General features: G+C 65.4%; 14 protein-coding genes and 1 riboswitch. Of the genes, 2 read left to right on the forward strand and 12 right to left on the reverse strand.

All coding sequences use genetic code 11. From position 1 onward, the window contains the following. From Q0R23_RS15315 to Q0R23_RS15330, 4 genes are all read right to left on the reverse strand, one after another. Window positions 1–2382, reverse strand: a 2382-nt coding sequence (locus Q0R23_RS15315) for a cbb3-type cytochrome c oxidase subunit I (protein WP_293914355.1), incomplete at its 3' end; no start/stop codon positions are given. A 2-nt stretch (window positions 2383–2384) separates the two neighbouring features. Then, window positions 2385–3638 (reverse strand): cytochrome c oxidase subunit II, encoded by a 1254-nt coding sequence (gene coxB / locus Q0R23_RS15320; protein WP_293914356.1) that lies wholly within the window; start codon window positions 3636–3638, stop codon window positions 2385–2387. Window positions 3639–3863: 225 nt separating this feature from the next. After that, window positions 3864–4775: a heme o synthase gene (locus Q0R23_RS15325; protein ID WP_293914357.1), complete on the reverse strand. Its 912-nt coding sequence runs from the start codon at window positions 4773–4775 to the stop codon at window positions 3864–3866. Further along, window positions 4772–5746, reverse strand: a complete 975-nt coding sequence (locus tag Q0R23_RS15330) for a COX15/CtaA family protein (RefSeq protein ID WP_293914358.1) — start codon at window positions 5744–5746, stop codon at window positions 4772–4774. Before Q0R23_RS15330 ends, Q0R23_RS15325 begins: the two co-directional genes overlap by 4 nt. Window positions 5747–6023: 277 nt before the next feature. Between Q0R23_RS15330 and Q0R23_RS15335 the strand changes: the two genes are divergently transcribed. Both Q0R23_RS15335 and panB read left to right on the forward strand, forming a co-directional pair. Continuing rightward, complete coding sequence (locus Q0R23_RS15335; protein WP_293914359.1) at window positions 6024–6509, forward strand: DUF420 domain-containing protein; 486 nt, start codon at window positions 6024–6026, stop codon at window positions 6507–6509. 177 nt (window positions 6510–6686) lie between these two features. Further along, window positions 6687–7502, forward strand: coding sequence for a 3-methyl-2-oxobutanoate hydroxymethyltransferase (gene panB, locus Q0R23_RS15340; RefSeq protein WP_293914360.1), 816 nt, complete (start codon window positions 6687–6689; stop codon window positions 7500–7502). A gap of 334 nt (window positions 7503–7836) precedes the next feature. Here panB and Q0R23_RS15345 read toward each other — a convergent pair whose 3' ends face one another. The 8 genes from Q0R23_RS15345 to Q0R23_RS15380 form a co-directional block, all read right to left on the reverse strand. Beyond that, window positions 7837–8259, reverse strand: coding sequence for an META domain-containing protein (locus tag Q0R23_RS15345; protein ID WP_293914362.1), 423 nt, complete (start codon window positions 8257–8259; stop codon window positions 7837–7839). A gap of 124 nt (window positions 8260–8383) precedes the next feature. After that, a complete protein-coding gene (locus tag Q0R23_RS15350) occupies window positions 8384–10399 on the reverse strand; it encodes an SdrD B-like domain-containing protein (protein ID WP_293914363.1) in 2016 nt (671 codons plus the stop codon). Then, the gene (locus tag Q0R23_RS15355) at window positions 10396–15291 is read right to left on the reverse strand and encodes a hypothetical protein (RefSeq protein ID WP_293914365.1); all 4896 of its coding nucleotides are present in this window, start codon (window positions 15289–15291) and stop codon (window positions 10396–10398) included. Before Q0R23_RS15355 ends, Q0R23_RS15350 begins: the two co-directional genes overlap by 4 nt. Then, window positions 15292–18117, reverse strand: a complete 2826-nt coding sequence (locus Q0R23_RS15360; RefSeq protein WP_293914367.1) for a DUF11 domain-containing protein — start codon at window positions 18115–18117, stop codon at window positions 15292–15294. It lies immediately after the preceding gene. A gap of 355 nt (window positions 18118–18472) precedes the next feature. Next, window positions 18473–20470: a DUF11 domain-containing protein gene (locus tag Q0R23_RS15365; RefSeq protein WP_293914368.1), complete on the reverse strand. Its 1998-nt coding sequence runs from the start codon at window positions 20468–20470 to the stop codon at window positions 18473–18475. Window positions 20471–20589: 119 nt separating this feature from the next. Then, the gene (locus tag Q0R23_RS15370) at window positions 20590–21105 is read right to left on the reverse strand and encodes a hypothetical protein (RefSeq protein WP_293914370.1); all 516 of its coding nucleotides are present in this window, start codon (window positions 21103–21105) and stop codon (window positions 20590–20592) included. A 59-nt stretch (window positions 21106–21164) separates the two neighbouring features. Then, window positions 21165–21249: riboswitch (cyclic di-GMP riboswitch) on the reverse strand. Window positions 21250–21867: 618 nt separating this feature from the next. After that, on the reverse strand, window positions 21868–23052 hold the full coding sequence (gene carA, locus Q0R23_RS15375) for a glutamine-hydrolyzing carbamoyl-phosphate synthase small subunit (protein ID WP_293914372.1): 1185 nt from the start codon (window positions 23050–23052) through the stop codon (window positions 21868–21870). 83 nt (window positions 23053–23135) lie between these two features. After that, window positions 23136–24491 (reverse strand): hypothetical protein (locus Q0R23_RS15380; RefSeq protein WP_293914374.1); only part of this gene is annotated, 1356 nt, incomplete at its 5' end.

Raw genomic sequence — 24491 nt, forward strand, 5'->3', positions numbered from 1 at the left:
GTGCCAGTACATGCTGGCCGGGGTCAGCGAGCCGTGGTTGGTCTTGTCGATCTTGCCGGTCATGTGCTGGTAGTACGGCAGGGCCACGCCCACGCCGCCGATCAGGATGTGCAGACCGTGCAGGCCGACGATGATGAAAAAGCAGGTCTGCCACAGGTTCTGGGTCCAGTTGCTCTCGGAGCCAAACAGCGAGAACTCGTAGACCTGGAACAGCATGAACAGGCCGCCCATGATGAGGGTAATCAACAGACCCAGGCGGCCCTTGCTGTAGCGGTGGTGGTGCAGGTCTTTCTCGGCCTGATGCAGCACGAAGGAGCTGCTGACCAGAATCAGGGTATTGAGCGCCGCCAGCCAGACGCCGGGCCGGGTGACCGGGGGCACCGCGCCGCCGATGACGCGCAGGTAGACGTAACCCGCGATCAGCACGCCGAAGAGGCCCACTTCCGAGATGATGAACCAGGCCATGCCCATGAAGCCGTTGCTGTACTTGGTCAGGGTGTGGTGCTCGACCGGCACGTCGTACTCGCGGGTTCCGGCCCACTTGAACAGCGAATACAGGAACAGTGGAATGCTCAGGTACAGCACGATGCTGGCGAAGCGGTCAGGGGTCACGGCGGGCGAGGGGCTCCAGGAGCTGAACCAGCCGAAGCTCAGGCCGTAGCCCATCAGCACCAGGCCCACGGCGGTCATGAACGGCCAGACGGTGCTCTGCGGCAGGTGAATGCTGCTGGGGTCCACCGGAATCAGCTTGGCGCCGCTCTGCTCCCAGTCGTATAAGGGCCGCTCGGTGGGGAAGGTGGTGGGGAAGTCGTGGGCGAAATCGTAGGAAGCAGGCGGGCTGTCGGCGGTCCACTCCAGGGTGAAGCCGCCCCAGGGGTTGCGGCCAGCCGTCATGGGGCTTCTGAAGCTGACGTACATGTTCCAGACCCAGACGATACCGCCGACCAGCAGCACCAGGGCGCCTGCGGTTGAGACCAGGTTCAGCTCGCTCCAGGCGAAGTTGCCCGCCGGGTAGGTGTAGTAGCGCCGGGGCATGCCCAGCAGCCCCAGGATGTACTGCGGCATGAAGGTCATCCACGAACCGATCATGAACAGCCAGAAGTGCCACATGCCCAGCTTCTCACTCATGAAGCGCCCGGTCATCTTGGGCCACCAGTAGTACAGGCCGCCCATCGCCAGGAAGGCGGTGCCGAACATCATGACATTGTGAAAGTGCGCGACCACGTAGTAACTCATGGTCACCTGATAATCGAAGGGAATCAGGCCCAGGGTCACGCCGGTGATGCCGCCGATCAGGAAGTTGAAGATGAACCCCACCAGCCAGTAGGTCGGCGTCTTCATGGTGATACGTCCGCCCCAGAGGGTGCCGATCAGGTTGAAGATCTTGACACCCGTGGGGACGGCGACGACCAGCGTGGCGACCATGAAGGCGATCTGCCAGCTTTCGGGAATGCCCAGCGCGAACATGTGGTGCAGCCAGACGACCAGCGAGACGATGACGATACCCAGGATCGAGTAGACCATCACCCGGTAGCCGAACAGCGGCTTGCGGGCCATGGTGGAAGCGATCTCGGCGCCGATGCCCAGGTAGGGCAGCAGCATCACGTACACGGCGGGGTGCGAGTAGAACCAGAAAAACTGCTGCATCAGCACCGGCACGCCGCCGATGCCGGGGTTGAACATGCTCAGGCCCATCTTGAGATCCAGGAAGGTGACCAGCGCCGCCGCCGTCAGGCCGCCCAGCGAGACGAGCTGGAGGATGCTGGTGGCGAAGATGCTCCAGGTGAAGACCGGCATCTTCCACAGGCTCATGCCGGGCGCGCGCATGTTGACGATGGTGGCCGCAAAATTCGCCGAGCCCAGCAGCGAGGCGATGCCGTTGAGGATCAGCGCGACCATCAGCACCGAGACGCCGGTCTGGTTGCTGTCCACGCTCAACGGGTAGTAAAACGTCCAGCCGACGCCGGGCATGCCGCCGTGAAACAGGCCGGTCAGAATCAGGATCATGCTGAAGATGAAGACCCAGACGGCGAAGTTGTTGAGCCTGGGCAATGCCACGTCGCGCACACCGAGTTGCAGCGGCACGAACCAGTTGCCGAAGCCGAACAGGCCGATCGGGATCAGGAAGAAAAAGATCATGATGGCGGCGTGGACGGTCAGCACCTGGTTGTAGGTGTTACCCACCAGCAAAGTATTGTTGGGCACCGCCAGTTGCAGCCGGATCAGCACCGCCAGGATTCCGGCGATGGCGAAGCCGAAGATCGAGGTACCGATGTAGAGCGTGCCGATCTTCTTGTGGTCGGTGGTGGTCATGTAATCCCAGATGGTGGCGCCGAAGCCGGAGCGTTCAGCCTTGGTCTGGGGCGGCATCGAAATGGCCATGCTTAGTTGCCTCCGGGGAGAGTGGCACCATTCACCGATGCGCTGGTCTGCGGGGTGGGCGGAATCCGGGCGGCCTGGGGTGCGGGCACCGGGGCACCCGGCACGGCGGCGGTGATTTTGGTCCAGTAGTTGCCGGTCTCAGGCAACCTCAGCGACTTGATGTAGGCGGCCACGCCGTCGATCTCGGTGTCGCTCAGGGCCGGGTAGTTGGGCGTCAGGCCGTCGTAGCGGGGCATCACGCTGCCGGGCTTGATAACGGGGCTGTGCTTGAGCCACTCGTGCAGGTTGGCGTCCACATCGGCGCCCTCCCACATGCCCGCGCCCAGGGTGCGGCGGCTGCCGAAAAAGCTCAGGTCGGGTCCGGCCTGGCCCGCCGCGCCCGTGCCCTGGACGCGGTGGCAACCCGCGCAGGCGCCGCTGCCGCCCTTGCCGTTCATGAAAATATTGTAGCCGAGCTGCTCCGGGCTGCCCGCCGCCGGGGTGGGCGCTTTGTAGGTCTGGGCCACCGAGACGAACTGCTGGTAATCGGCCTGGGGCAGCGCGACGATTTTAAAGCGCATGTTGGCGTGCGAGGCGCCGCACAGCAGCGTGCAGTTGCCCTGATACACACCGGGCTTGTCGGTGTCGATTTGCCAGGTCTTCTTGACGCTGGGAATGGCGTCGCGCTGGCCGCCGAGGTTGGGCGCCCAGAAGCCGTGGATCACGTCGCGGGAGGTCGCGGTCACGGCGACCTTGGTGCTGACCGGCACGATCAGCTCGTTGCCGTTGGTGACCAGGCCGTTGCCCACCGCCGCGTCGACCTTGGCGTTGGGGTACTCGAAGTTCCAGTAGAACTGGGCGGCCACCGCGCTGACCGGATACGAGTTCGCCTGCGTCGGGTTCAGCCGCGCCATCGCCCGGACGGTCAGGAGGGCCAGCACCATCACGATCAGCACCGGCACGCCGACCAGGGCGATCTCCAGGCGGTTGTTGCCGTGAAACTGGGCCGGTTCGGCGGTGTTCTTGTCTTCCCTGAACTTCTGGACGGTGTAAAACAGCGCCCCGGACACCCCGATGAAGATGATGACCGCGAACGCCAGTCCCCAGGCGACCAGCACGCCCGCCTCGCGGTTGTAGCCCGAAGAGGAGTCGAGCGCGTTGAGCGTCTGCTTGACCTGCTGGGCCTGGGCAGCGGCCATCAGCAACCAGGTGCCCAGGCCCAGGCTGACGGCGGCGCGTGGCCGCGCACTATGACGGCGAAATACCATGTTCAACATCACTCCTTTGTGCCCTGCATTCGGTTCCTTACATTCGTGCCCAGAGCTGTACTGGAGCAGTGTAGAGCGTTTGAGTCGGCGGTGTTGACCAAAAGAGGAGTGCTCGGCCAGAAGTGGAAGGCCGGAGGCGCCGGGCAGAGGACTAACATCTTGCCCTCAGACTAAAGCCTGAGCACCCGGCAGACTGCTGCCTGCGCCTCATACGGAGTCCGTACAGAGTCCGTGTCACACGAACACCACCCGGTCGATGGCGGCAGCCAAAAACAGCAGCGCCAGGTACAGCATCGAAAACAGGTACAGCGGCAGCGTTTCCTGGCGGGTGGTGACCTTGCCACGCGCCACATGCACCCGCAGCTTCCAGGCCAGCCAAAGTTGCCAGCCGCCCAGCAGCAGCGCACTGAGGCCGTAGAGCCAGGAGACCTCGCGCAGCAGCAGCGGCATCAGCGAAATCACCAGCGTAAAAATGGCGTACAGAAAAGTCTGCTCGACGGTCAGGCGCTCGCCGTGGACGACCGGCAGCATCGGAATGCCCACCGCTTTGTAGTCGTCTTTAATCATCAGCGCCAGCGCCCAGAAGTGAACCGGAGTCCAGAAAAAGACGATGGCGAACAAAAACCAGGCGAACAGGTTCAGCTCACCGGTCACGGCGGCCCAGCCGACCAGCGGCGGAAAGGCGCCCGCCGCGCCGCCGATCACGATGTTGTGCCAGGTCGTGCGCTTGAGCCAGAGGGTGTACACGAAGACGTAGGTGACGAATCCCGCCAGGCTCATCCAGGCCGACAGCGGGGTGGCGAGCGTCCAGAGGGCCGCGAACGAGCTGAGCTGGAGGGCGGCGCCGAAGAGAAAGGCCTCGCGGTTGGCGATCAGCCCGCTGGAGGTGGGCCGCTTGGCGGTGCGGACCATCAACAGATCGATGTCGCGGTCGACGATCATATTGAACACGCCCGCCGAGCCCGCCGACATGAAGCCGCAGACCCCGACCAGCAGCAGCAGCCACAGGTTGGGCAGCCCACGCTGGGCTATCACCATCGCGCTCAATGTGGTCCACAGCAGCAGGCTGATGACCTTGGGCTTGGTCAGCGCCAGGTAATCGCGCCAGGTCGCCCGCACCGGAGCGCCGCCCGGCACGGCGGTCACGCGCCCACCGCCCGACTGGAGGTGCTCACGGCGCTTCGGGCGTTCAGGGTACTGAACAGCAGCATGACGGTCACCAGCCACATGATGCACGCCAACAGCAGGTGAACGAGCTGCGTCCAGCCGGGCGCTTTGAGCGCCACGACGCTCACGCCCATCAGCACCTGCGCACCGATGACGCCGTAGAGGGCGTAACTCCAGCGCGTCGTCTGGGGGCTGGGCCGCTGCGACATGGCCCGGCCCGCGAACCAGATCAGGTAGGCGCAGACGGTGATGGCCAGCGCCGGATGGATGACCCGCAGGTTCTCGATCAGGGAGGCGGTGGCGCCAAAATCAGCTTTGACGGTATCGAGCGGCGTACCGGCTTTGGGCACGAACAGCTTGTCGCCCAGCGCCGTGACCGCGCCCGCCATGCCCAGCAGGAGCATCAGCACGGCGCCTACCGGCACGGCCCACTGGAACGCGCCCTGATTTTTGAAGGTGAAACGCGGCGCCCCACCGGCCCACAGCGCGGTGAGCAGTCCGGCGCCCAGCAGCGCGAAGGTGTTGGCCAGGTGCAGGCCCTGAATAAAGCCGCGTGCCGGATCGGTGCTGCTCGCGGTCAGGCCCAGCAGCACCTGCGCCCCACCGATCAGCCCCTCGAATACGATCAGGCCCAGCGACCAGACAGCGCCCAGACGTACCGGATGACCGCGCTGCGTCAGGGCGAAGGCCAGCGCGAACACCAGCACCGCCAGCAATCCGCTGACGCTGGAGCTGCCCCGGTGGCTGAATTCCACGATCCGCTCCAGGGTAAACGACCGGGGCACCACCTCACCGTTGCACAGCGGCCAGTGGGCGCCGCAGCCTGCCCCGGAGCCGCTGATCCGCACGTAGGCGCCCCACAGAATCACCAGGACGTTGTAGCCCAGCGTGACCCAGGCCAGCGCCGAGAGCCATTTTACCGGCCCTGACGCCACACCGCGATCTGTCAATGCACTTCTCAACTGCCTCACCCTTCCCTTACCAATTAAAGTCGCCCGTTCTAGATAACGCTGCCCCGGAGCCACCCGGCCCCAAGCTGATCTTCGTGGCCTCAGTTTAGGAGATGACCGGGGGGGCAGTGGGTACAATTGTCCTCATCATTTGCCTAAAAAACCTGCGCCAGCACGCAAATTTCTGGATCACCGAATCACATTTGGCGCCCGCCGGAGCTGAGGGGCCAGCAAATGACCCTGTGCGGCGCCGGGCAGGCTGCCTAGAATGCCGGGCATGGCTTCTATCATCAACACCTGGTCGGTCATCTGCATCGTGCTCAGCGGGGTGGCGCTGTGCATCGGGGTGGCGTACATCCGGCGCGGGCAGCGGACCCAGCACATGCGCTTCATGCTGATTGCCAGCAGTCTGGCGACGCTGTTTCTGGTGCTGTACCTGACCCGCCTGGGCCTGGGCTACGAGAAAAAATACATCGGCCCCGACGCCTGGAAGGGCGCCTACTACGGTCTGCTCATCAGTCACGTCGCCCTGGCGACCCTAAATCTGCCGCTGGCCCTGGGCGCCCTGTTCTGGGCTCGCAAGGGCATCCTGGCGGCGGGCGGTCTGGGCCGGGTCGAGGAAGTGCCCGCCGCCCGCGCCGCCTTTAACGCTCACAAACGCTGGACCCGCTGGACGGTGCCGGTCTGGCTGTACGTGGCCGTCACCGGCTGGATCATCTACCTGGTGCTGGATAAGTACGGTCAGCTCAGCCTGGGAGCCTGAGCAGATGACCCGGCAATCAGGCACCTGAGCGATCAGATCCTGAAACCGGGCCGCTCTCCCCCACCCGCTCTCGCCTCGCCAGGCGCGAGAGCATCTGTCCAAATGCTCGCCGTATTTCACTCGCTCTGCTCAGTCATAAAGTCGCAGCCTTCATGACAAATGCTCTAGCTTATGCCCATGAAGCTCACCCTCCCCGAACTGCGCCGGGATACCCCGCTGGTGATGGTCACGGCCTACGATTACCCCGGCGCCCAGCAGGCCGAGCGGGCCGGAATGGACCTGATCCTGGTCGGCGACAGCCTGGGCAACGTGGTCCTGGGCTACGACAGCACCGCGCCCGTGACCCTGGATGACGTGATCCACCACACCCGCGCCGTGCGCCGGGGCGCCCCCGACACCTTTCTGGTGGCCGACTTACCTTTCGGCACCTACCACACCGGCCTGCGCGACGCCATGCGGGCGGCGGTGCGCGTCATTCAGGAAACCGGCGCCGACGCCCTGAAGGTGGAAGGCGCCTCACCGGAAGTGCTGGACGTCATCCGGGTGCTGGGCCGCAACGGCGTGCCCGTCATGGGCCACGTGGGCCTGACCCCGCAAACCGAGGTGTCGCTGGGAGGCCGCCGGGTCCAGGGCCGCGACGAGGACAGCGCCCGCCAGATTATCGAGAACGCCCAGGCCGTGCAGGAGGCCGGGGCCTTCGCCGTGGTGCTGGAGGTCATTCCCGCCCGGCTCGCCCGCGTGATTACCGAGCGCCTGGAGATTCCCACCATCGGCATCGGCGCCGGGCCGCATTGCAACGGGCAGGTGCTGGTCTACCACGACGTGCTGGGCATTTACGACAACGAAAAGAAAATCGCCCGGCGCTACGCCGAACTCGGCAAGTTGGCTACCGAAGCCCTGAAGCAGTACGCCGACGACGTGCGCGGCGGGGCGTTCCCGACCAGAGAGAATAGTTTTATTATTAAAGACGAGGTGCTGGACAAGCTGTACTGAACAGTCTGCATACTGGATTCAAACGGCTTCAAATAATACGGAATTAAAAAGAATCGCGTGCATGAAGCGGGAACGCCGCTTGGTGGTCCCCTCACCCTTCCGCCGCGTTGCGGCTCCCTCCCTCTCCCGCAGGGGGCGAGGGACTAAAGGCAAATGGCCTGAACTCATTTCAATCCCGTATAATAGGCCGGGAAAACCTAACGCGAGGTTTGTCAGCCTGAGCGAAGGATCTCGCCCTTCAACGGCAGAGTTCTTCGCTACGCCCGGAATGACGATACGTTCAAAGAATAACGCCGTGTTTAAAGTAGACCCTCTGGATTCTAAAGCTCCAACCTCACTTCTTTCCCGGCGTCACGAAGCCGATGCGCTCGAAACTCAGGCGGCCCGCCTTGGAGAACAGCACCAGATGGTCGCGGCTCAGGGTGTACTGGGTCGCGGCGTTCAGGGTGTCTACAATATTGCCGCGCACGGCGAAGCGGCAGCGCACCAGCGGGCTGGGTGCCAGGAGCGCGACGCTGATCCGGGAGGTATTGGCCACCGCCTCCAGCGTGCCCCGGTAACGGCCACAGCCGTAGTTGCCCGTCAATCGACCACCCTCGATGGTGAGCTGACCTGACGCGGCGAATTGCCGGTCGAGCGATGGAGAGCCCGCGAACTGGGTCAGGGTCCAGATGCCGTTCATGGGGGCGGGATTGCTGGGCGTCACGGTCTGGGCGACGCCGAGGCCCGCCAGCAGAAACAGAGAAAGAAATCGCATACCCGGAGTATCCTGCCGGGGCGTGACGCCCACCTGATAGCGCGGTACCTTCAGTCCACACCAATGAAGTGGCCCACCCGGTTGCCAGGTGGGCCGTGTTCGCCTCAGTTGCTCCAGTCGAGGCTCAGTTGATGGTGGTGCGGAAGCACACCTGAAACTTCTGGCCGACGCTCAGCTTCAGGGCCGGGTCGCTGACGACGATGCGGGGCGCGGCGGGCGGGTTGAGCACCGCCGGGAGAAGCTGGCCGGTGTCGGCGTCGGCGGCGAAGGTCAGGTACTTGACCACCAGGTCAGGGCCGGTGAACTTGATGTCCTTGCCTGCGCCGTAGCCGCCAGGCAGGTTGCCGGGCAACGCCTGCGAGCTGTTGGGAATGTTGTCGCCCAGGCCCAGCTTGGTGGCGTTGCTGCCGCCCGTGTTGGTGGCGGTGATGCAGTATTCCAGCACGTCGCCGGGCTTGCCGGTGGTCTCCTTGGTGACGGGACCGTTCGCCGTGATGTTCTGCACGGTCTTGTCCACCACGGGCTGGGGCGGCTGGGGCGGCGTGCAGGTCAGCTTGAGGTCGTCGAGCTTGAGGGCGTTGATGTCCTGAACCGTGCCGTCTCTGAGGGTGTAGATGCGCAACACCAGGCTGCTGCTCGGCGAGACGAAGGCCGGAACCGTCTGGAGCACGTAACCGGTGGTCGAGGGGGCGCCGTCGGCCCGCTGGAGTTCGGCGCCGCTCACGCCGTCGAGGAAGCGGAACTGGAGTTGGGTGCCGCCGTTCGAGTGGCTGCGCACGTAATTCTGGTAGTTGATGGTCGAGCCCGCAGGCACCGTGATGCGGCTTTCGTACAGCACTCCGGGGTTGTTCAGCACGGCGCCGTTGTTGCCCTCATAGCTGGCGATGTTCATGAACAGGGCGTAGCCGCCGTTGCCGGTGTGGTCGATGGCGTTCCACATGTTGTAGGTGGCGTCGGTCGCGGTGACGACGTTGGGGTCGGCGTTGTAGGCGTAGACGTTGGTGATGCCCGCCTGGGGACCGGGCTTGTCGAAGCTCTGCACGTAGGGCTTGTCCGCCGTGCAGACGCCGGTATCGGGCACGGTGGCGGGCGGCTTGTAGCCGAAGTTGCCGCCGGGCACCGTCTGGTTGGCGATGGGCTTCACGTTCGCCGTCGAGGTCGGGGTGCTGGCGCTCAGGCCCGCGAGTTGGGACGCACTTTTAGCGCCGTCCACCGCCACCGTGTAGGGGCCGTTGTTCAGCGGCAGGTTGGGGAAGGTGTAGGTGCCGTCGGCGGCGGTGGTGGTGGTGGCCACCGAGCCGTTTTTGTCCGTGACCGTCACCGTCGCGCCGCCGATGCCCGGCTCGCCGTTCTGGGAAGCGTTGCCGTCGTTGTCACGAAACACCTTGCCGCTGACGGTGCCGGACGGCAGGGTGCATTTGCGGACGAACAGGTCGTCGACGTAGAAGTCGTTGCCCTGCACCACCGTCGAGACGTTTTTGAGCGTCACCGGAATGCTGCTCGAATTACCGGAGTTGAAGATGACCGAGCCGCGCTCCCACAGATCACCTCGGACCAGCGGATCGGTCACGCCGCTGGCCTGAGCGCCCGCCTGAATCGAGAGCTTGGGCGCCGACGCCAGATCTCCGAAGGGCGAGTTGGCCGCGTGGGGCGAGCGTGCCCAGACCCCGATCTCGTAGTTGGTATTGGGCTCGACGGGCACGGTCTGCTTGAGGAAGGTCGCCTCGGAGGTAAAGCCGTTGACCGCCAGGTAGGCGTCGTTGGCCGCGCCGCTGGTATGGCCGGTATACGCCTGCCAGGGACCGAAGCTGTTGATCTTGCCGTTGCCGCCGCCCTGCGACGAGAGCACCAGGTACTTGCCTTCCGGCACCAGCAGCCCCTGCGCCTGGCGCCCGGTGTTGGGGTCGTTTCCGGCGTAGCTGTAGGGCGTGCCCGGCTGATCGGCGCTTTCCAGGTCGCGGTAGGTGCCGCCCTGGCTGCCGAAGGAACCGGCGTTTTCGGCAGTGATCAGGTTGACCGAATCGAGGATGCCGCCCTGGTCCTGGCAGATGGTGGAGGTGGTGCCCGCCGCAGCGGCCAGACTGCAAGGCAGCGCGGCGCAGGCCAGGGTCAGGCGCAGCAGTGTGAGTCGCGCTTTCATTTCCGGTCTCCCTGGGAAAGATTCAGATTGTTTTCTCGTTGGCCGTCGTCGAGCATCAGGTCCAGGCGGATGTAGGCGCCCCGGCGGGTGTACAGGCTCTGGGCCACGCCGTCAAAGCCCAGCGGGTTATAGCCCAGCGTCACCCAGGTGCCGGGAATCAGGCGGGCGCTGGCTTCCAGGCCCAGGCTGTAGGCGCTGTAGTTGCTGCCCGGCTGGAACAGGGCGCGTCCGGCCAGGCCCAGCCCGAAGTTGTCGGTGAGATGGTAGGTCGCGCTCGCCGAGGGTTGGAAGGTCAGGCTCTGGGGGTCGCCCGCCAGCATCCGCCCGGCCACCCCGGCGCGCAGGTCATAGCGTGCGCGGTGGTACTCGATGTTGGCCTCGCCGATGAACTGGGGGTTCTTGCCGCCCAGCGAGCCGTCGGAATAGCGCAGGTAGCTCAGGCCCTGCCAGGGACCATTGCGCAGCGCCGCCGAGACGGCGAACTGGTTGCCCACCTCGGACTCCACGCCGGAAAAGACCTTGGTGCCGTCCAGGCTGAGGCTGAGCTGACGGCTCACGGTGTAGCTCAGGCCCGCCTTGGCCACCGTGCGCAGGTGGTCGGTGCTGGCCACGTCCACGCCAGCGGTGGCCACGAAGTTGTCGCTGCTGTAGCGGACGCTGGGGCCGATGTTCCACTCGTTCTTGCCGCTGCCGATGCTGTAGGCGTCCGAGCCCGACAGGCCCAGCGACACTCTCTCACCCAGCGGCAGGCTGGTGTCCACGCCGAAGCGGGCGCGGTTGCCGCTGCCGTCGTTGCCGGGCAGGTCGTAATCGACCCGCAGGTTGGTGCCGCCGAGCTTGGTCGCCAGCCCCACGGTGGCCGCGTTGTTGCCGCCCCACTCGTAGTCCTCGCTGGCGCTCAGGGTGACGTTCTTGGCCACCGTCAGCTTGCCGCGCAGAGTGGTATGGGGCTTTAAGTTGCCGGTGATCGGCTGGGCGTGGCTCAGATCGACGCTGTTTTCGTTGTTGTCGTAACCGACGCTGGCGACTCCGGCCAGCCCCGCCTTGTCGCCGAAGCCGTACTCCAGCCCGGCGCCCAGCTTAACCGGCGCGAGCTGGTAGGTGCCCAGCACGCTGGCGTGGCCCTGCTTGGAGCTGCTGGCCGGGGCGGCGCCGCTGGCCGCCGTGGTGGCGGTGGTGTAATCGCCGCCCAGCCGCACACCGAAGCGCTCGGTCAGCTTGATGTCGGCCTGGCCGATGCCCGCCGTGCCCACCGGGGTGCTGTTGAGCCCCCCATAGCTGCCGTCCTGGTAGCGGAACGAGGCGCCGAACTTGACCGGCCCGGCCACGCCCGACAGCCCGCCGTCGACGTGAACACCCCCGGCGTAGGCGGCCAGCAGGGTGCCGCCGGTCTCGCCGTCCTGGTAGCGCAGCCGCACGCCGCTCGATAAGGTGCTGTCGATATTGACCACGGCGGCGGCCACGTTGAAGTGCGTCCCGATATCGGTCTGAAGCTGGGCGCCGTAGGCCAGGCGGCGCTGCTGATCGGCGCTGAGGAGCCGGTAGTTGGCCCGGATAATCTGGCGGGCGCCGGTCTCGTCGACCAGGTTGACCGGGGAGCTGAAGTACACCACGCCCGTCACCGCGTCGAGGGTGTAGTCCACGTAGCGCTTCAAGGTCACGACGTTCTCGACCTGGGTCAGCGGGCTGATACTGATGAGCTGGATGGTCTCGCTGTCGCGCACCACGTCCGTGCGGCTCAGGTTCAGCACCCGCGTGCCGTTGGCCTGCAAATCCTCGTTGACCTGATCGCGCGGCAGGTACGCCACGAAGCCCGACAGACCGGGGTTGGTGCGGGTAAAGCCTGAGAGCGCCGTGGGCGTCTCGCTGAGCGAGAAGACGCTGATCGGCAGCGCCGACTGGCGGTACTGGAGGTTGAAGCTGGGGTGCTCGTAGCGGAAGGCCAGCGGGTCGATGCCCTGGAGCGCCACCTCCTCGGTGCTGGAGTCCCCGAAGGTCGAGTAGCGTTCCAGCGGGTTGGTCGACTTGGCCAGGCCACGCGCCGGGTCCTGGGTAAACGCCGGTGAGGCGCCGCTCTGGCCCTCGCCGCCCGCCGCGCCCGCGACATACAGTTTACCGTCCGCCAGCGGGGTTTCGTAGTAAGCGGCCCCGTGAATACCGTAGTACGGACTCCGGTTGCTGCCCGCCAGGTCCAGCCCGGCGGTGGCGCTCAGGAAGCCGATGCCGACCCGGTTCTGGCTGGGCTGGGCGTCGAACTTCTGCTCGAAGACCTTATCGCCCACCAGTACTTTGACGTTGAAGCGGGTCGGGGCCGTCAGCGGCTGGAGTTCCAGCACGCCCTCGCCGTCCTTGAGGTTGATCTGGTAGCTGGCCACCGCCGGTTGGGCGTCCCTGACGGTGGGTTCCAGGCTGCTCTGGACCGTGACGGTGGGCGTGAAGGTGCTGACGTTCTGGGCGTCGAGCAACTTGATCTTGATCTGAATGGGGTTGATGCCGTCGGCGACGATTTGCCGGGGCGTGATCTCGGCTTTGATCGGCACGCCCGCCAGGAACACCTTGCTGACCGCGCCACCGAAACTGATGGTGTTCTCGCCCGCACGCAGCATCACGCCGAAGAACTCGCGGCGCTGTTTGCCGTTCGCCGCGTCGAGCACGCGCTTGCCCATCGAGTCGGCGGAGACGGCCACGCCGTTGATGGTCGGCAGGCTGTCGTCGGTGGCACTACTCTCGACGGCCACGGTGATGCGGTCACGCTCGCGGTAAATCGCGCCGTTCAGGGGCAGTTTGAGCGCTCCGGCGTTCTCGGCGCTGACCTGGGCGGCCAGCTCTCCAGCCGCCTTGAAATCGGCCAGATCGACTTCACCGATCAGCACTTCCTGGGCCGCGTGGGCGAACAGCCCCAGCAGCGCGGGTGAGTTCAGGGCGGGCAGCGCCCCTTCGTGGGTCACCTTGTAGTTCAGCACGCCCTGGGGAGCGCCGGGGGTTATCCAGTAAAAGCGTCCGCTGGGGCCGACCTGGGGGTCACTCAGCGCCTTGCCGCCCAGGGTGCTGGTGCCGGGCACGTAGCGGCCACCGGCGGGCGGGGTGTGAGCCACCACGATCTGATTGGCGCTGCGCGGGGCGTCGTAGGGAATGCGCACCACCGATTCGCGCATGATGACCGGCGCCGCCGCCACCGCCACTTCGGGCGTCGGGGGCGTGACATCTACTGTTGCAGGTACTGTTGCGGGCGGCGCCTGGACGATCAGCTCGCCCTCCAGGTTCTGGGCGCTGTCGCAGTTGCTGGTCAGGGTGGCCTGGAGGCTGGCGGTGGCGTCGCCCTCGGCCTTGACGCGGGCGCGGTAGCTCAGGGTTTTGCTCTCGCCGGGTTCGAGCGTGCCGGTAAAGACCGGCGAGTCGAGCGCTTCGAGCAGCTCGTCGGTGGTGTCGTCCAGGCTGTAGGGAGCCGGAGCGCCCGACGTGTTCCTGACGCTCAGCGAGATGGTGACGATATCGCCGGGCTTGGCAATCTCCAGCGGGACGCGGCGCAGCTCGATCTGGGTGGCGGTGGGCAGCACCCGCACGCTGGCGGTCTGCGACTTGTTCCAGGGCGAGAGTGTGGCGCCGATGACGCTGGCCTCGGCGGTGGCGGCGGTGGCGGTGGCCTCGAAGCTCAGCACGCCTGGGTTGGCCGCGTCCACTTTGGTGCTCAGGCTGGTTTCGCCGTTGGCGGTAAACCCGGCAGGCAGTTTGACCTGCAAGCCCGCGTTCAGCGCCTGACGCTCGAAGGCGGTGGTGGCGCGGGCGGTGAAGGTCACCACGTCGCCGATACAGACTTCCAGCTTGTCGGCGCTGAACTCCAGCGCCACGTCCGGCTTGACCAGCACGGCAGCCTTGCCGACGCCGTTCTTGGGCACGGTGACGCTTTTCGGTTCCAGCGTGACTTCGGCGCCGGTAATCGGGGCCACGCTGACCGGGTAGTCTCCGGCAGGCACGCGCAGGCTGGTTTTATCCGTGACTTCCAGGGTCTTGTCGCCCGCCTGGACGGTGGCCTGGGTCGGCTCGTTGCCGTAGGGCAGCACCAGTTCGGCGGTGACTTCTATCAAACCGGTGGTGTCGGCCTGAACCACCGTGATCGGCCCGGCGGGCTCGCCCGCGCGGCGCAGGTCGAAGCCGACGGTGTTGGAAAACTGCTTTTCGCCGCCCGGCTGCTTGAGGTAGAGGGTGTAGTTGCCCGCCGCTTCGGGAACCTTGATGTCCTCGAAGCCGAGCTGTTCGGAGACCTTGACCGGGTAGACCTTGCCCGCCGCGTCGCGCAGTTCGGCGCTCAGCTCAGTCGGGCCGTCGCCGTCGTACATGCGGATGTCGAGCTTACCGCCCTTGCCAACGACGTTGAGCGCCGGAACCCACTCGCGCGAGTGGATATTGACGTTGAGGTGGTCGGACTGGATGGCCGCGCTGATCGAGTTCAGGCGCAGGGCGAAGGTGTTTTTGCCGTTGCCCTCGGTCTGGACCCGCAGGGTGTACTCACCGGCAGCCAGATCTTGGTTCAGGAAAGTCTGCCAGTCCTGGGCGCCGCGCCCGAAGTCCTGGGTCTTGATGACCGTTTCGGTGTCGCTTTGGCCCTCGACCTTGCTGAGTTTAATCAGCGAGAAGGTGCTATGAACGCTGGGATCAGCGTACGACTCGTCGCCGTAATAGGTGGCCGAGCGGTAGTCCTGGGGATCGAACTGGGGGCTGTAGAGGTCGAGCTTGACGCGGCTGGAGGCCCCCACCACCAGTTTGAGATCCTGGTCGCCGACGGTCCACATCAGCTTGTCGCCGACGCTGGTCAGGGGCAGGGAGGTGGCGATGTCCTGCGCGGCGGCGCTGGTGATCAGCGCGGCGGTCAGGGTGGTGATGGCGCGTTTCACTCAGTACCTCCACTGTGCTGTCGGGTCGGTGACAGCGGCTTTCTGGTCGCCGCCGAAGCGGAAGCGGTAGGTCACGGCCCGGCTTCCGGGTGGCAGCGTATCGAGGTTCAGGGTGTTCTGGCCGTCGATCAATGTGGCGCTGTCGGGCAGCGGGTCGCTCAGGGCAAAGCCGTCTAAGGTGGCCGCCGCGTCCAGGGTCAGTTGCACCTGGTAGGTATTGGGCTCGGAGGTGGTGAAGACCTGCTTGTGGACCCGGAGGGCGCCCATCTTGAGGGTGGTGTCGCGGATGACGCCGATGTCGCCCACCACCGGTTCCAGCGGGAAGTCGGCGCTGGTCAGGTTGCGCACGAACACGCCCCGGCTGCCGCGCAGGCCGCCGTCCTGGGGCATGGTCAGGTTCTGGGCGTAGACGCTGCTGGGGTCGAGCCTGAGCGCCCAGAAGCCTTCACGCAACCCTGCGAAGTGGTAGCGGCCTGTCAGGTCGGTCAGTTCGGTGCGGCCATTGGCCAGGATCACGCGGGCGCCCAGTATCGGGATGTCCTTGCCCTGATCAAAGGTGCCGTCGCGGTTCACGTCGATGAAGACGTAGCCGACCAGATCGCCCAGCGGCTCGAACAGCAGCGCCCGGACCCGGTTGCTGATGGTCGAGGGATTGGAGTTCAGCGGCACTCCGGCGTTGCTGATGGCGCGGGCCACCGCCGTGTTGCTGATGTTGGCCGTGACGTTGGGGGTGATGAGCGCCCTGAAGTAGACGAAGACCGTCTGACCCGGCGCCAGGTTGCTAATCATCCACGAGAGCTTGCGCCCGTCGACCTTGGGGTCGGGAATGACGGTGCTGGCGCTGCCATACGAGGCGGTGTCGGTGGGCGCCACGCTGCTCTGACGGCTGGACCCCGCCACGTACTCGATCCCGGTGGGCATGGTGTCCACGATCTCGGTGCTCTTGAGTGTGGCGACCTTGGAGGGATTGCTGAGGCGAAATACGTAGGTGATGATGTCGCCGATGGCCACCTGAGCGGGCGCCAGCGAGGTCTTGACGAAGCCGAGCTGGCCGCCGAACACGGGGGTCTGCACCAGGTTGGAGATCAGACCTGTGCCGTCCGGGCCGCCGGGCAACTCGTCGCTGACCAGGCTGAACGTGTTGTCGATCAGGGTGTCGTCGGGGGTCTCGGCACTCACCTTGACCACCAGACTCAGGTTGATGACGGCGCCGGGGGCCATACTCTCCAGCTTCCAGGTGACGACGCCCACCGCGAAGGTGCCGCCGTTGTCCGCCGAGGTGAAGGCCAGCCGCGCATCGAGCTTGTCGCTGATGACCACGTTCTTGAGGGCCACCGGCAGCGAATTGGTGATTTTCAGGGTGTAGGTCAGCGTGTCATTTTGCACGACCACGCCCGCCGGGCTCACGCTCTTGCTGAGTTCCGGCAGCTTGTCGGTCAGCGCGGTGATGACGTCCAGGGTCTGATTGGGGGCGCCGCCCTGGGCACTCGTGGCGGTCAGCAGCACCCGCAGCGCCTCGGCGCCGGGATCGGCAGCCGTGGGCGTGTAGCAGGCGGTGAAGTTGGCGGTCCCGCCGGGGGCCAGTAGGGTAGGGACGAGCGGCGTGCCGTCGGGGTTGCTCAGTTTGACGGTCGCGGCGCCCTTGACGACCTTGGCGGTGATGCTCAGGGTGTCGGCCACGTCACCAAGGTTTTTGACCGTGTGCTGGAAGCAGATTTCGCGGTTCAGGAAGCCCAGGGGCTTGGTCTGGCTATCACTGGCGCTGAGTTCGCCGCCGGGGTTGGCTTCGGGGTTGGCGACAGGACCGAGCGCGATCTTGGGCGTGTAGCGCACCTCGACGTTGGCGCGGGCTTCCAGGCTGGCGCCGCCGCTCTGGATGGTGGCGACGTTGGTCCGCAGGTTCAGGGCAGTATTCGGTGCCCGCAGACGGAAGCTCAGGTTGACGCTCTGTCCGGCGGCCAGGCTGGGTACTCGGACCCGCACGCCGCGCACGCTGCCGCTTTCCGCGCCGCTCCAGTTCACGCCGTCGCCGCTGAACTCCAGGGCGCCGCTGCTGGCGCGGGCCGAGCCGGGCACGAAGGTGAAGTCCTGCATGTCGGGTGTGTTGAGCAGGTCGGTGACGGTGGCCTCGCGGGAGGCGCCCTGGCCGTTGTTGCTGGCGTTGATGCTCACGCCGACCTCGCCGCCGGGCTTGAGCAGTTGCTGATTGAAAGCCTTGGTGATACTCAACGCCGGGGGCGCACCGACCTGAACGAGCGCCACGTTGTTGCTGTCGCTGCCGCCGCCCTCGGAGGCCGGGCAAGCCGCCACCAGGTTGAGGTAGGCCGAGCCGCGCGCCGCCGCCGGAGCCGTGAAGCTGACGAGCAGCGACTGGGCGACGTTGGGGCTGACCTTGAGCGAGCTGATGGGGCCTTCGTTGCTGTCGGCCAGGTTGTTACCGTTGCGGTCGGCGTAGACGTTCAGCCCGGTCAGCCCGAACGCCGAGGCCGCGTCCTGGGCCAGACTCAGGGCGAAGGTGGTGTCGGTGTTGCCGGTGTTGGTCAGGCTGTAGCGCAGCAGGCCGCTCTCGCCGGGCAGCACCTGGGCGGTCTGGCCGGGACTGGCCACGGTGCCGTCGGGGCGCACGCTGACGCTGCACTGGGCGATCACGGTGGTGATGGCGGGCAGGCTGGTCACGGTGACCGGCGGCAGGCTCAGGTCGGCGGGCTGGTAGTCCAGCGTGGCCTGGTTCTGGATGACCGTGCCCGCAGGCGTCGGCAGGACCGTGGTGATCCCCAGCGCACCCCCACTCAGGACCAGCAGCAGCGTTGTCAGTGTTCTCAACATCAAGGTTCTCAACATCAAGGGGTTTCGCACGTAGCCTCCGGGTCCAGACAATTTCAGAAGAAAGATTGTGGTGTTTGAGACTGCTCATAGCGGGCATTGTTGCCCTTGTGGGGCTTCAAAAGAAGATTTCTGGTGTTACAGGGATTTCTGCTGTTTAGGGTTTCTGCTGTTTAGGATTTCTGCTGTTTGGGGTTTCTGGTATTGGCTCTCTGGTTTTAGGGAGCTGGTCTTCAAAATGCTGGTGTTGAGGCTGTTGATAGCAGAGAAGGGTGATAGTAGAGAAGGGTGATAGCAGAGAAGGGCTGATGTTGAAGGGGGTGCGCCCCACCTTGAGGCAGAGCGCACCGAGAGGGGCTTAGTTGACCTTGACCTTGAGGGTCACGTCGATGGTCTCGCCCGGCTTGAGGATGTCAGCAACGGTGATGTTGCCGTCGGCATTGGTGTCCACACCCACGTAGACGGTGGTGGCGGTGGCCGGAGCGGCAGCCGTCCAGACCGTGCCGTCGTTGCTGTAAAGCACCTTGCCCGTCGAGGTGCTGGTGGCCGACAGGACGCTGTAGGTGGTGTTGGCCGGAAGAACGTCCTTGACAATCGCCTTGGTGACGTTGCTGTTGGTCGTGTTCTTGCCCTGAATGGTGTAGGTCAGGATGTCGCCGGGCTTGGCCTCGGCCAGATCGACGGCCTTGGTGATGGTGGGGGTCTGACCGTTGCCGCCGACCTTGACCGTGTCGTTGGTGTCGGTGCCCGCCAGGCCGGTGCCGGGCTTGGTGGGATCGGTGGGGTCGACCGACTTGACGTTCTGGGTGACGGTGTAGGTGCCCTTGGCCGAGTCGCAGGGCACGGCGATGACCGCGACCAGCTTGGCGACGGCGCCGGGGGCCAGCGTGCCCACGTCCTGTCCACCGGCCACGTCGGCCAGCTTGGGCTCACCGGCATCGAGCTTGCCGTTGGCGTTGGTGTCGGTGTAGTACACGACGTTGATGGTCTTGGCCACGCCCGCGTTCGAGGTGATGACGGCGCTGCCGCTTACCACAAAGCGGTCCGGCTGGGTGCCCAGGTTCTGCACGCCCATCGGCAGGTAGGCGTCGCTGGAGGTGACGCAGATTTTGGGGTCCACGCTGATGGCGGTGGGGTCCGTCGGGTCGGCCTTGCCGGGCGCCGGGGTGGCGGGCGTGACCGGGGTGGGGTCGATGCCGCCCGCCGGGCTCAGGTCGCCGAACTTGAGGCCCGGCAGGTTCACGATGTCCTTGGTCGGGTCTTTCTTGGTGGGGTCGTTGCCGCTGGTCACTTCGAGGTTGACCGTGGGCTTCTTGGTGGGATCGGGGGCGCTCACACCGGCGGGCAGGGTCACGCGCACCAGGATGTCGGTGGTTTTGGTCGGGTCGGTGCTGGGGGTCTTGGTAAACGGGGTGCCGTCAGGGTTGAGCAGCTCGACTTTACTTCCCGCCGGGAAGTCTTGAGGCGTCGCCGTGACCGTGAAGGTGTCGGGACGGTTGCCGTTGTTCTTGATGGTGTTGGTGAAGGTGATGACGGTGGTGGTGGTCGTGGCGTTGGCCGTCTGGGTGTCCTTGCCGTCCCTGTCTGGGGTAACCGTGACCGGCACGGTGTCGCCCGTCTGGTAAGGCTGTGCGCCGCCCGCCGCCGTGGGGTCAGCCTTCGGCCCGATCACGCCGCCGTCGTTGCGGACCACGCTGGCGGTGTTGGAGTTGTTGGCGTCGATGGGCAGCGTAATGACGGCACCTTTGTCGAGCGCATTGGGCTTACGGGTGCCGGTCGGGTCGGCGCCGTACTTGTCGGCGCTGGTGGCGCCAGCGGGAACGGTGTAGATCTGGAAGAAGTTGATGGCCTTGTCGGGGTCCAGGCCGCTGAGGCTGGTGATCCCGGCGCCCGCCGCCGTCAGTTCGGCGGGGCTGACCACGCCGTCATTGTTGGTATCGGGGTTGGTCAGGTAGTAGCGCACGTCGGTGCCGGGCTTGACGCCGCTGGCCGCGTCGGGGGCCTGGTTGCCCAGGTCGTAGCTTTCCTGGGGCACGTTGCCGGTGTTGGTCAGCACGTAGGGGAAGACGATGGTGTCGCCGGGCTTGGCCGCCGTGTTGGTCTGGCCGGGCTTGGTGTAATCCGGCTTGGTCACGTCGGGGCTCTCGTCGTTCTTGGTCAGCACGAAGCTGGGTACAGCCTTGACGGTGGTGGTCACCGGAAGGGAGGTGATGGTCTTCTCGTTCTTACCCGTATCGTCGCTGAACGTCAGGGTAGCTTCGTTCTTGATTACAGTGCCTGCCGGGGTGCCTGCCGCGCTCGCGGCGCTGACGGCCAGCGCCGCCATCAGTGAAACAATTGACCAGTACTTGTTCATGCTCTCTCCTCTTGCTCCAGGGGGCTGCGTTCGGCCAGGGTGCGCCGACCTTACCCGGTGCTCGACTGCTCGGTATCGGCTGCTCGTGTGGGCCAGGCCCAGGGACGAGGCTTAGCCGCTCAATTGACTTTCACGCGGAAGCTGAGCTTCAACGTTTCGTCCGACTTCATGTTCGCCAGCACCCAGCGCACGCCGACGTACTCGCTGGGCAAGACGTCGCGGGTCACCGACTTGCCGTCCACCGTTTCGGTGCAGTTCAGGGGCGCCTCGGCGTAAGGAAGGGCCTTGCCGCTGCACAAGGCGGTGAACTGGGTCTTCCAGCGCTCGCCGCTGGGCGTGGCCGAGCCGAGATACTGCGTGTTCCTGGGAACCGGCACACTGATGCGGACCGTGTTGAGAACCTTTTTCTCCTGGTTCTGAGCCGTGACCTCCTCGATCAGTACCGAGCCGGGCAACACCGCTGACGGCGCCGGAACGCGCTCCTCAACCGTCTTGCCGTCTTTTTGCACACTGCGGATCAGGTCCTGGTCGAGCGTGAGCTTGGGACTCTGGGCCTTTGCCGGAGCCTGCTGGGCGATTGCGGCGCCAGACAGGCTGACCCACAGCCCTGCGAGAAGGAAAAGTTGACGTTTCACACATGCCTCCAAGACAACAAAAAAGACCAACAGCATACGAACCGCAACATTGAGGTTGCTTTTCGTTCTGTCGGTCGCGCCACTCGCTCCACATCTGGTAAGGCGCCCGAATAGGCCAGATGCTTCATTGCTCCGGAACAGTTGTGAGTTTAACCCATCCTCAGCGTCCTCATGCAAGCCGGTCAACCACGCCCCGTTCATGCGCTGGGGGGTATTCCGGCGTCAGGCACTGCTCCAGCCCTGGCTCATACGCCTGGGCCGCGTCCGGAAAATGCCGTGGTGGCGGGGCTTTAATCGTTTTCACCTCGCCTATATGTAAGAAAAACGTAAGACTTGCAGGGAGGCAAACAGGGCGCGTTATACCCCCATTGCCCCCAGTGGACGGAGGGTGTGGGGTGCCCGACTTTTGGGCAACATCTTACAGTTCAGCCCCGTGCGACACGCCGTTCAGGTTCAACCGACCCGCCGACAGTAGCCGGTACCTGACTTTCAGTCATGGATTTTGGGGCGGTTGGGGACGCCGAGTCCTGATTTCGGGCCTGACCGGGCAGGCTGCGGACTGGGCCAGCTCCAGACCGGGCAACGTGGGATCAGAATGTCGTGCAGGGGGCCGGGAGCGCCGATAGGAAGAAAGCGATTGCCACAAGAGCGATGTCGTCCTGAGCGAAGGATCTCGCAGACGAACGACGAGATCCTTCGCTCAGGATGACAAATTTTGGGGAATGACCGGTCTCACGATGAAAACCGTTCCAAGCGTTCGGCTCACACGCCCAGGCGCCCCGTCGCCGCCTTCTCGACCGGGGTGCCGGTGGCGCCCTCAAAGGCCACGATTTCCTCGATGAAGCGGCCAAACAGGTAGCGGCTGTCGTGCGGGCCGGGCGAGGCTTCCGGGTGGTACTGGACGCTGAAGACCGGGTAGCGGCTGTGGGCCATGCCTTCGAGGGTCTGGTCGTTGAGGTTGAGGTGGGTGGCGACGAACTCGCCGTTGGGAATGCTGCTGAGGTCCACCGCGTAGCCGTGGTTCTGGGCGGTGATCTCGACGTTGCCGGTCAATAAATTCTTGACCGGCTGGTTGCCGCCCCGGTGGCCGAATTTCATCTTGAAGGTCTGGCCGCCCGCCGCCAGGCCCAGAATCTGGTGGCCCAGGCAGATGCCGAAGGTCGGCAGCAGGCCCATCAGCTCCCAGGCGGTGCGGTGGGCGTAGGTGGGCGCGGCAGGGTCGCCGGGACCGTTGCTCAGGAACAGCCCGTGCGGTTGCAGCGCCATCACCTGCGCGGCGGTGGTCTGGGCGGGCACCACGATGGGTTCGATGCCCACCTCGGCCAGCCGCTCGATGATAGTGTGCTTGATGCCGAAATCCATCAGCACCACCCGCTTGCCGTGCTTGAGCGTCGGGAAGGCGTAGGGCAGGGCGGTGGTGACCTCCTGGGTCATGTCGCGCCCGTCGATGTCCTCGTGCGCTCTGGCGCGGGCGACCAGGGCCTGCTCCTCCTCCACGCTGAACTCGCCGTAAGCGTCTTCGGGGTGGGTGGCGCTGCGGTGGGCCACCACCCCTTTCACCACGCCGCCCTCGCGCAGCCGCCGCACCAGGGCGCGGGTGTCGATGCCCTGGATGCTGACCACGCCGTGAAGGCGCATGAACGATTCCAGCGATTCCTGGGCGCGGTAACTGGAGTAGGTGTCGCTGAACTCGCGCCCGATGAAGCCGCGCACGAAGGGCTTATTGCTCTCCATGTCGTAGATGGCCACGCCGTAGTTGCCGATGTGCGGATACGTCATGGTGACGATCTGGCCGTTGTAACTCGGATCGGTCATGATCTCCTGGTAGCCGGTCATGGAGGTGTTGAAGACCACCTCGCCCACCGTCTCGCCCCGGTGCCCGAAGGCGTAGCCCCGGTAGACGGTGCCGTCTTCGAGCGCCAGGACGGCGCGTTCCTTGCGGATCACGATTGGCCTGCTCTCGTCATAGTGGGGTTAAACATAACTCTCCATTTGCGCCTCTCTGGACGCCTTTGATGGGGCGGGGCGCACTACCAGGCGTAGCGGACGTTGGCTTTGCTCACGATGACGCCATTCAGGGCGCTGCTCTGTGATGACATCCCGCCGTAACGGTTGGCCAGGTTCAGGATAGCGCCGCTGATGGCCTTGATGATCTCCGGGCTGACCAGGCTGGAAACGTCACTGCCCGACTGGCTGAGCGCCTGACGAATCGCCTTCTCGAAGGCTTTGGGGTCGGTCTTGGCGGGTTGGCGGGCATACGACCAGCCCGCCGTGTCCATCAGCGGCAGCTCGGCGGCAGTGAAACCCGCGTCTTCGGCCAGCCTGGGTCCAGCCGCCTTCAGGGCGGTTTGCAGCGCCTTGTCGGAGTAGGCGCTCACCAGGTAGCCGTCACGGAAGCCGTAGACCAATTTGATGGCGCCGAGCTGCTTGCGAAACTGCGCGAGCTGGGCGTCCAGGCTGGCGGCGGCGCCTCTGGTCGCCTCACTCTGCGAACCCAGACGGCTCAGCAGACCGGAGTTCAGCGAGGTGAGACTATCGGCCACGCCCCCAATCGCCCGGTTGACCGCCGCCGCGTAGGCGGGCATGTGGGCCTCGGCGGCGGTCATATCGCTCACCTTGTGGTAGCTCACGCTGTAGCCCAGCGCCTGCGTCCCGGTGGTGTCCAGGCTCGCCAGGGTGCCGCCCGCCAGGGTGACCTGGGCGCACTCGTCGCCCAGATACCGCGAGGCGTTGACCAGGTTGGCGCTGAGCTGACTGTCGCTCAGAAAGCCGAAAGGATCGAACAGGTCGATGCGGTTGAGCCAGGCCGCCTGATAGACGCCGGTTTCAGGCGCGCAGGCCGTGGCCCTGACCGCCTCGGCGCTGGCCGGAATGATGTTCTGGACCTCGAAATTGGTGGTGTGGGTCAGCACGCTGTACAGCGGCGTGTCTTTGCCCGCCGGATTGGGCGCCAGGGCCGAGACGGCGCTCAACCCGGTTTTGGTGGTGCTGAAACCAGAGGCGTACTGGCCCAGCGTGTCGATGGCGTCCACCACGGGAGAAAGCAGGCGCGGCAGGAACAGCTTGCCGAACTGGCCCCGGATCAGCTTGGCGCTGGCCGAGAAGTTGAGGTACAGTCCCAGCTCCTGATCGCCCACCGCCTTGCGGGGCGCCGCGTAGGCCACAGACGCCGCCAGGCGCGGGCCAGCCTTGCCGCTCAGGCGCCCCAGGTAACCCATCAGCAGCGCCTTGTCGCTGGCCAGATACACCAGACCGCCGCCGATGCCCACGAACAGGTTGTCCTGGCGCGAGAAGCTGTAGATGCCGACTTTGGCGCGGGCAGGTTCCCTCACCAGCGCCTTGAAGAAGCCCGCCGAGACCTGATCGACCTTCGAGACGGCCAGCAG

Source organism: Deinococcus sp. (assembly GCF_025362455.1).
Taxonomy (GTDB): domain Bacteria; phylum Deinococcota; class Deinococci; order Deinococcales; family Deinococcaceae; genus Deinococcus.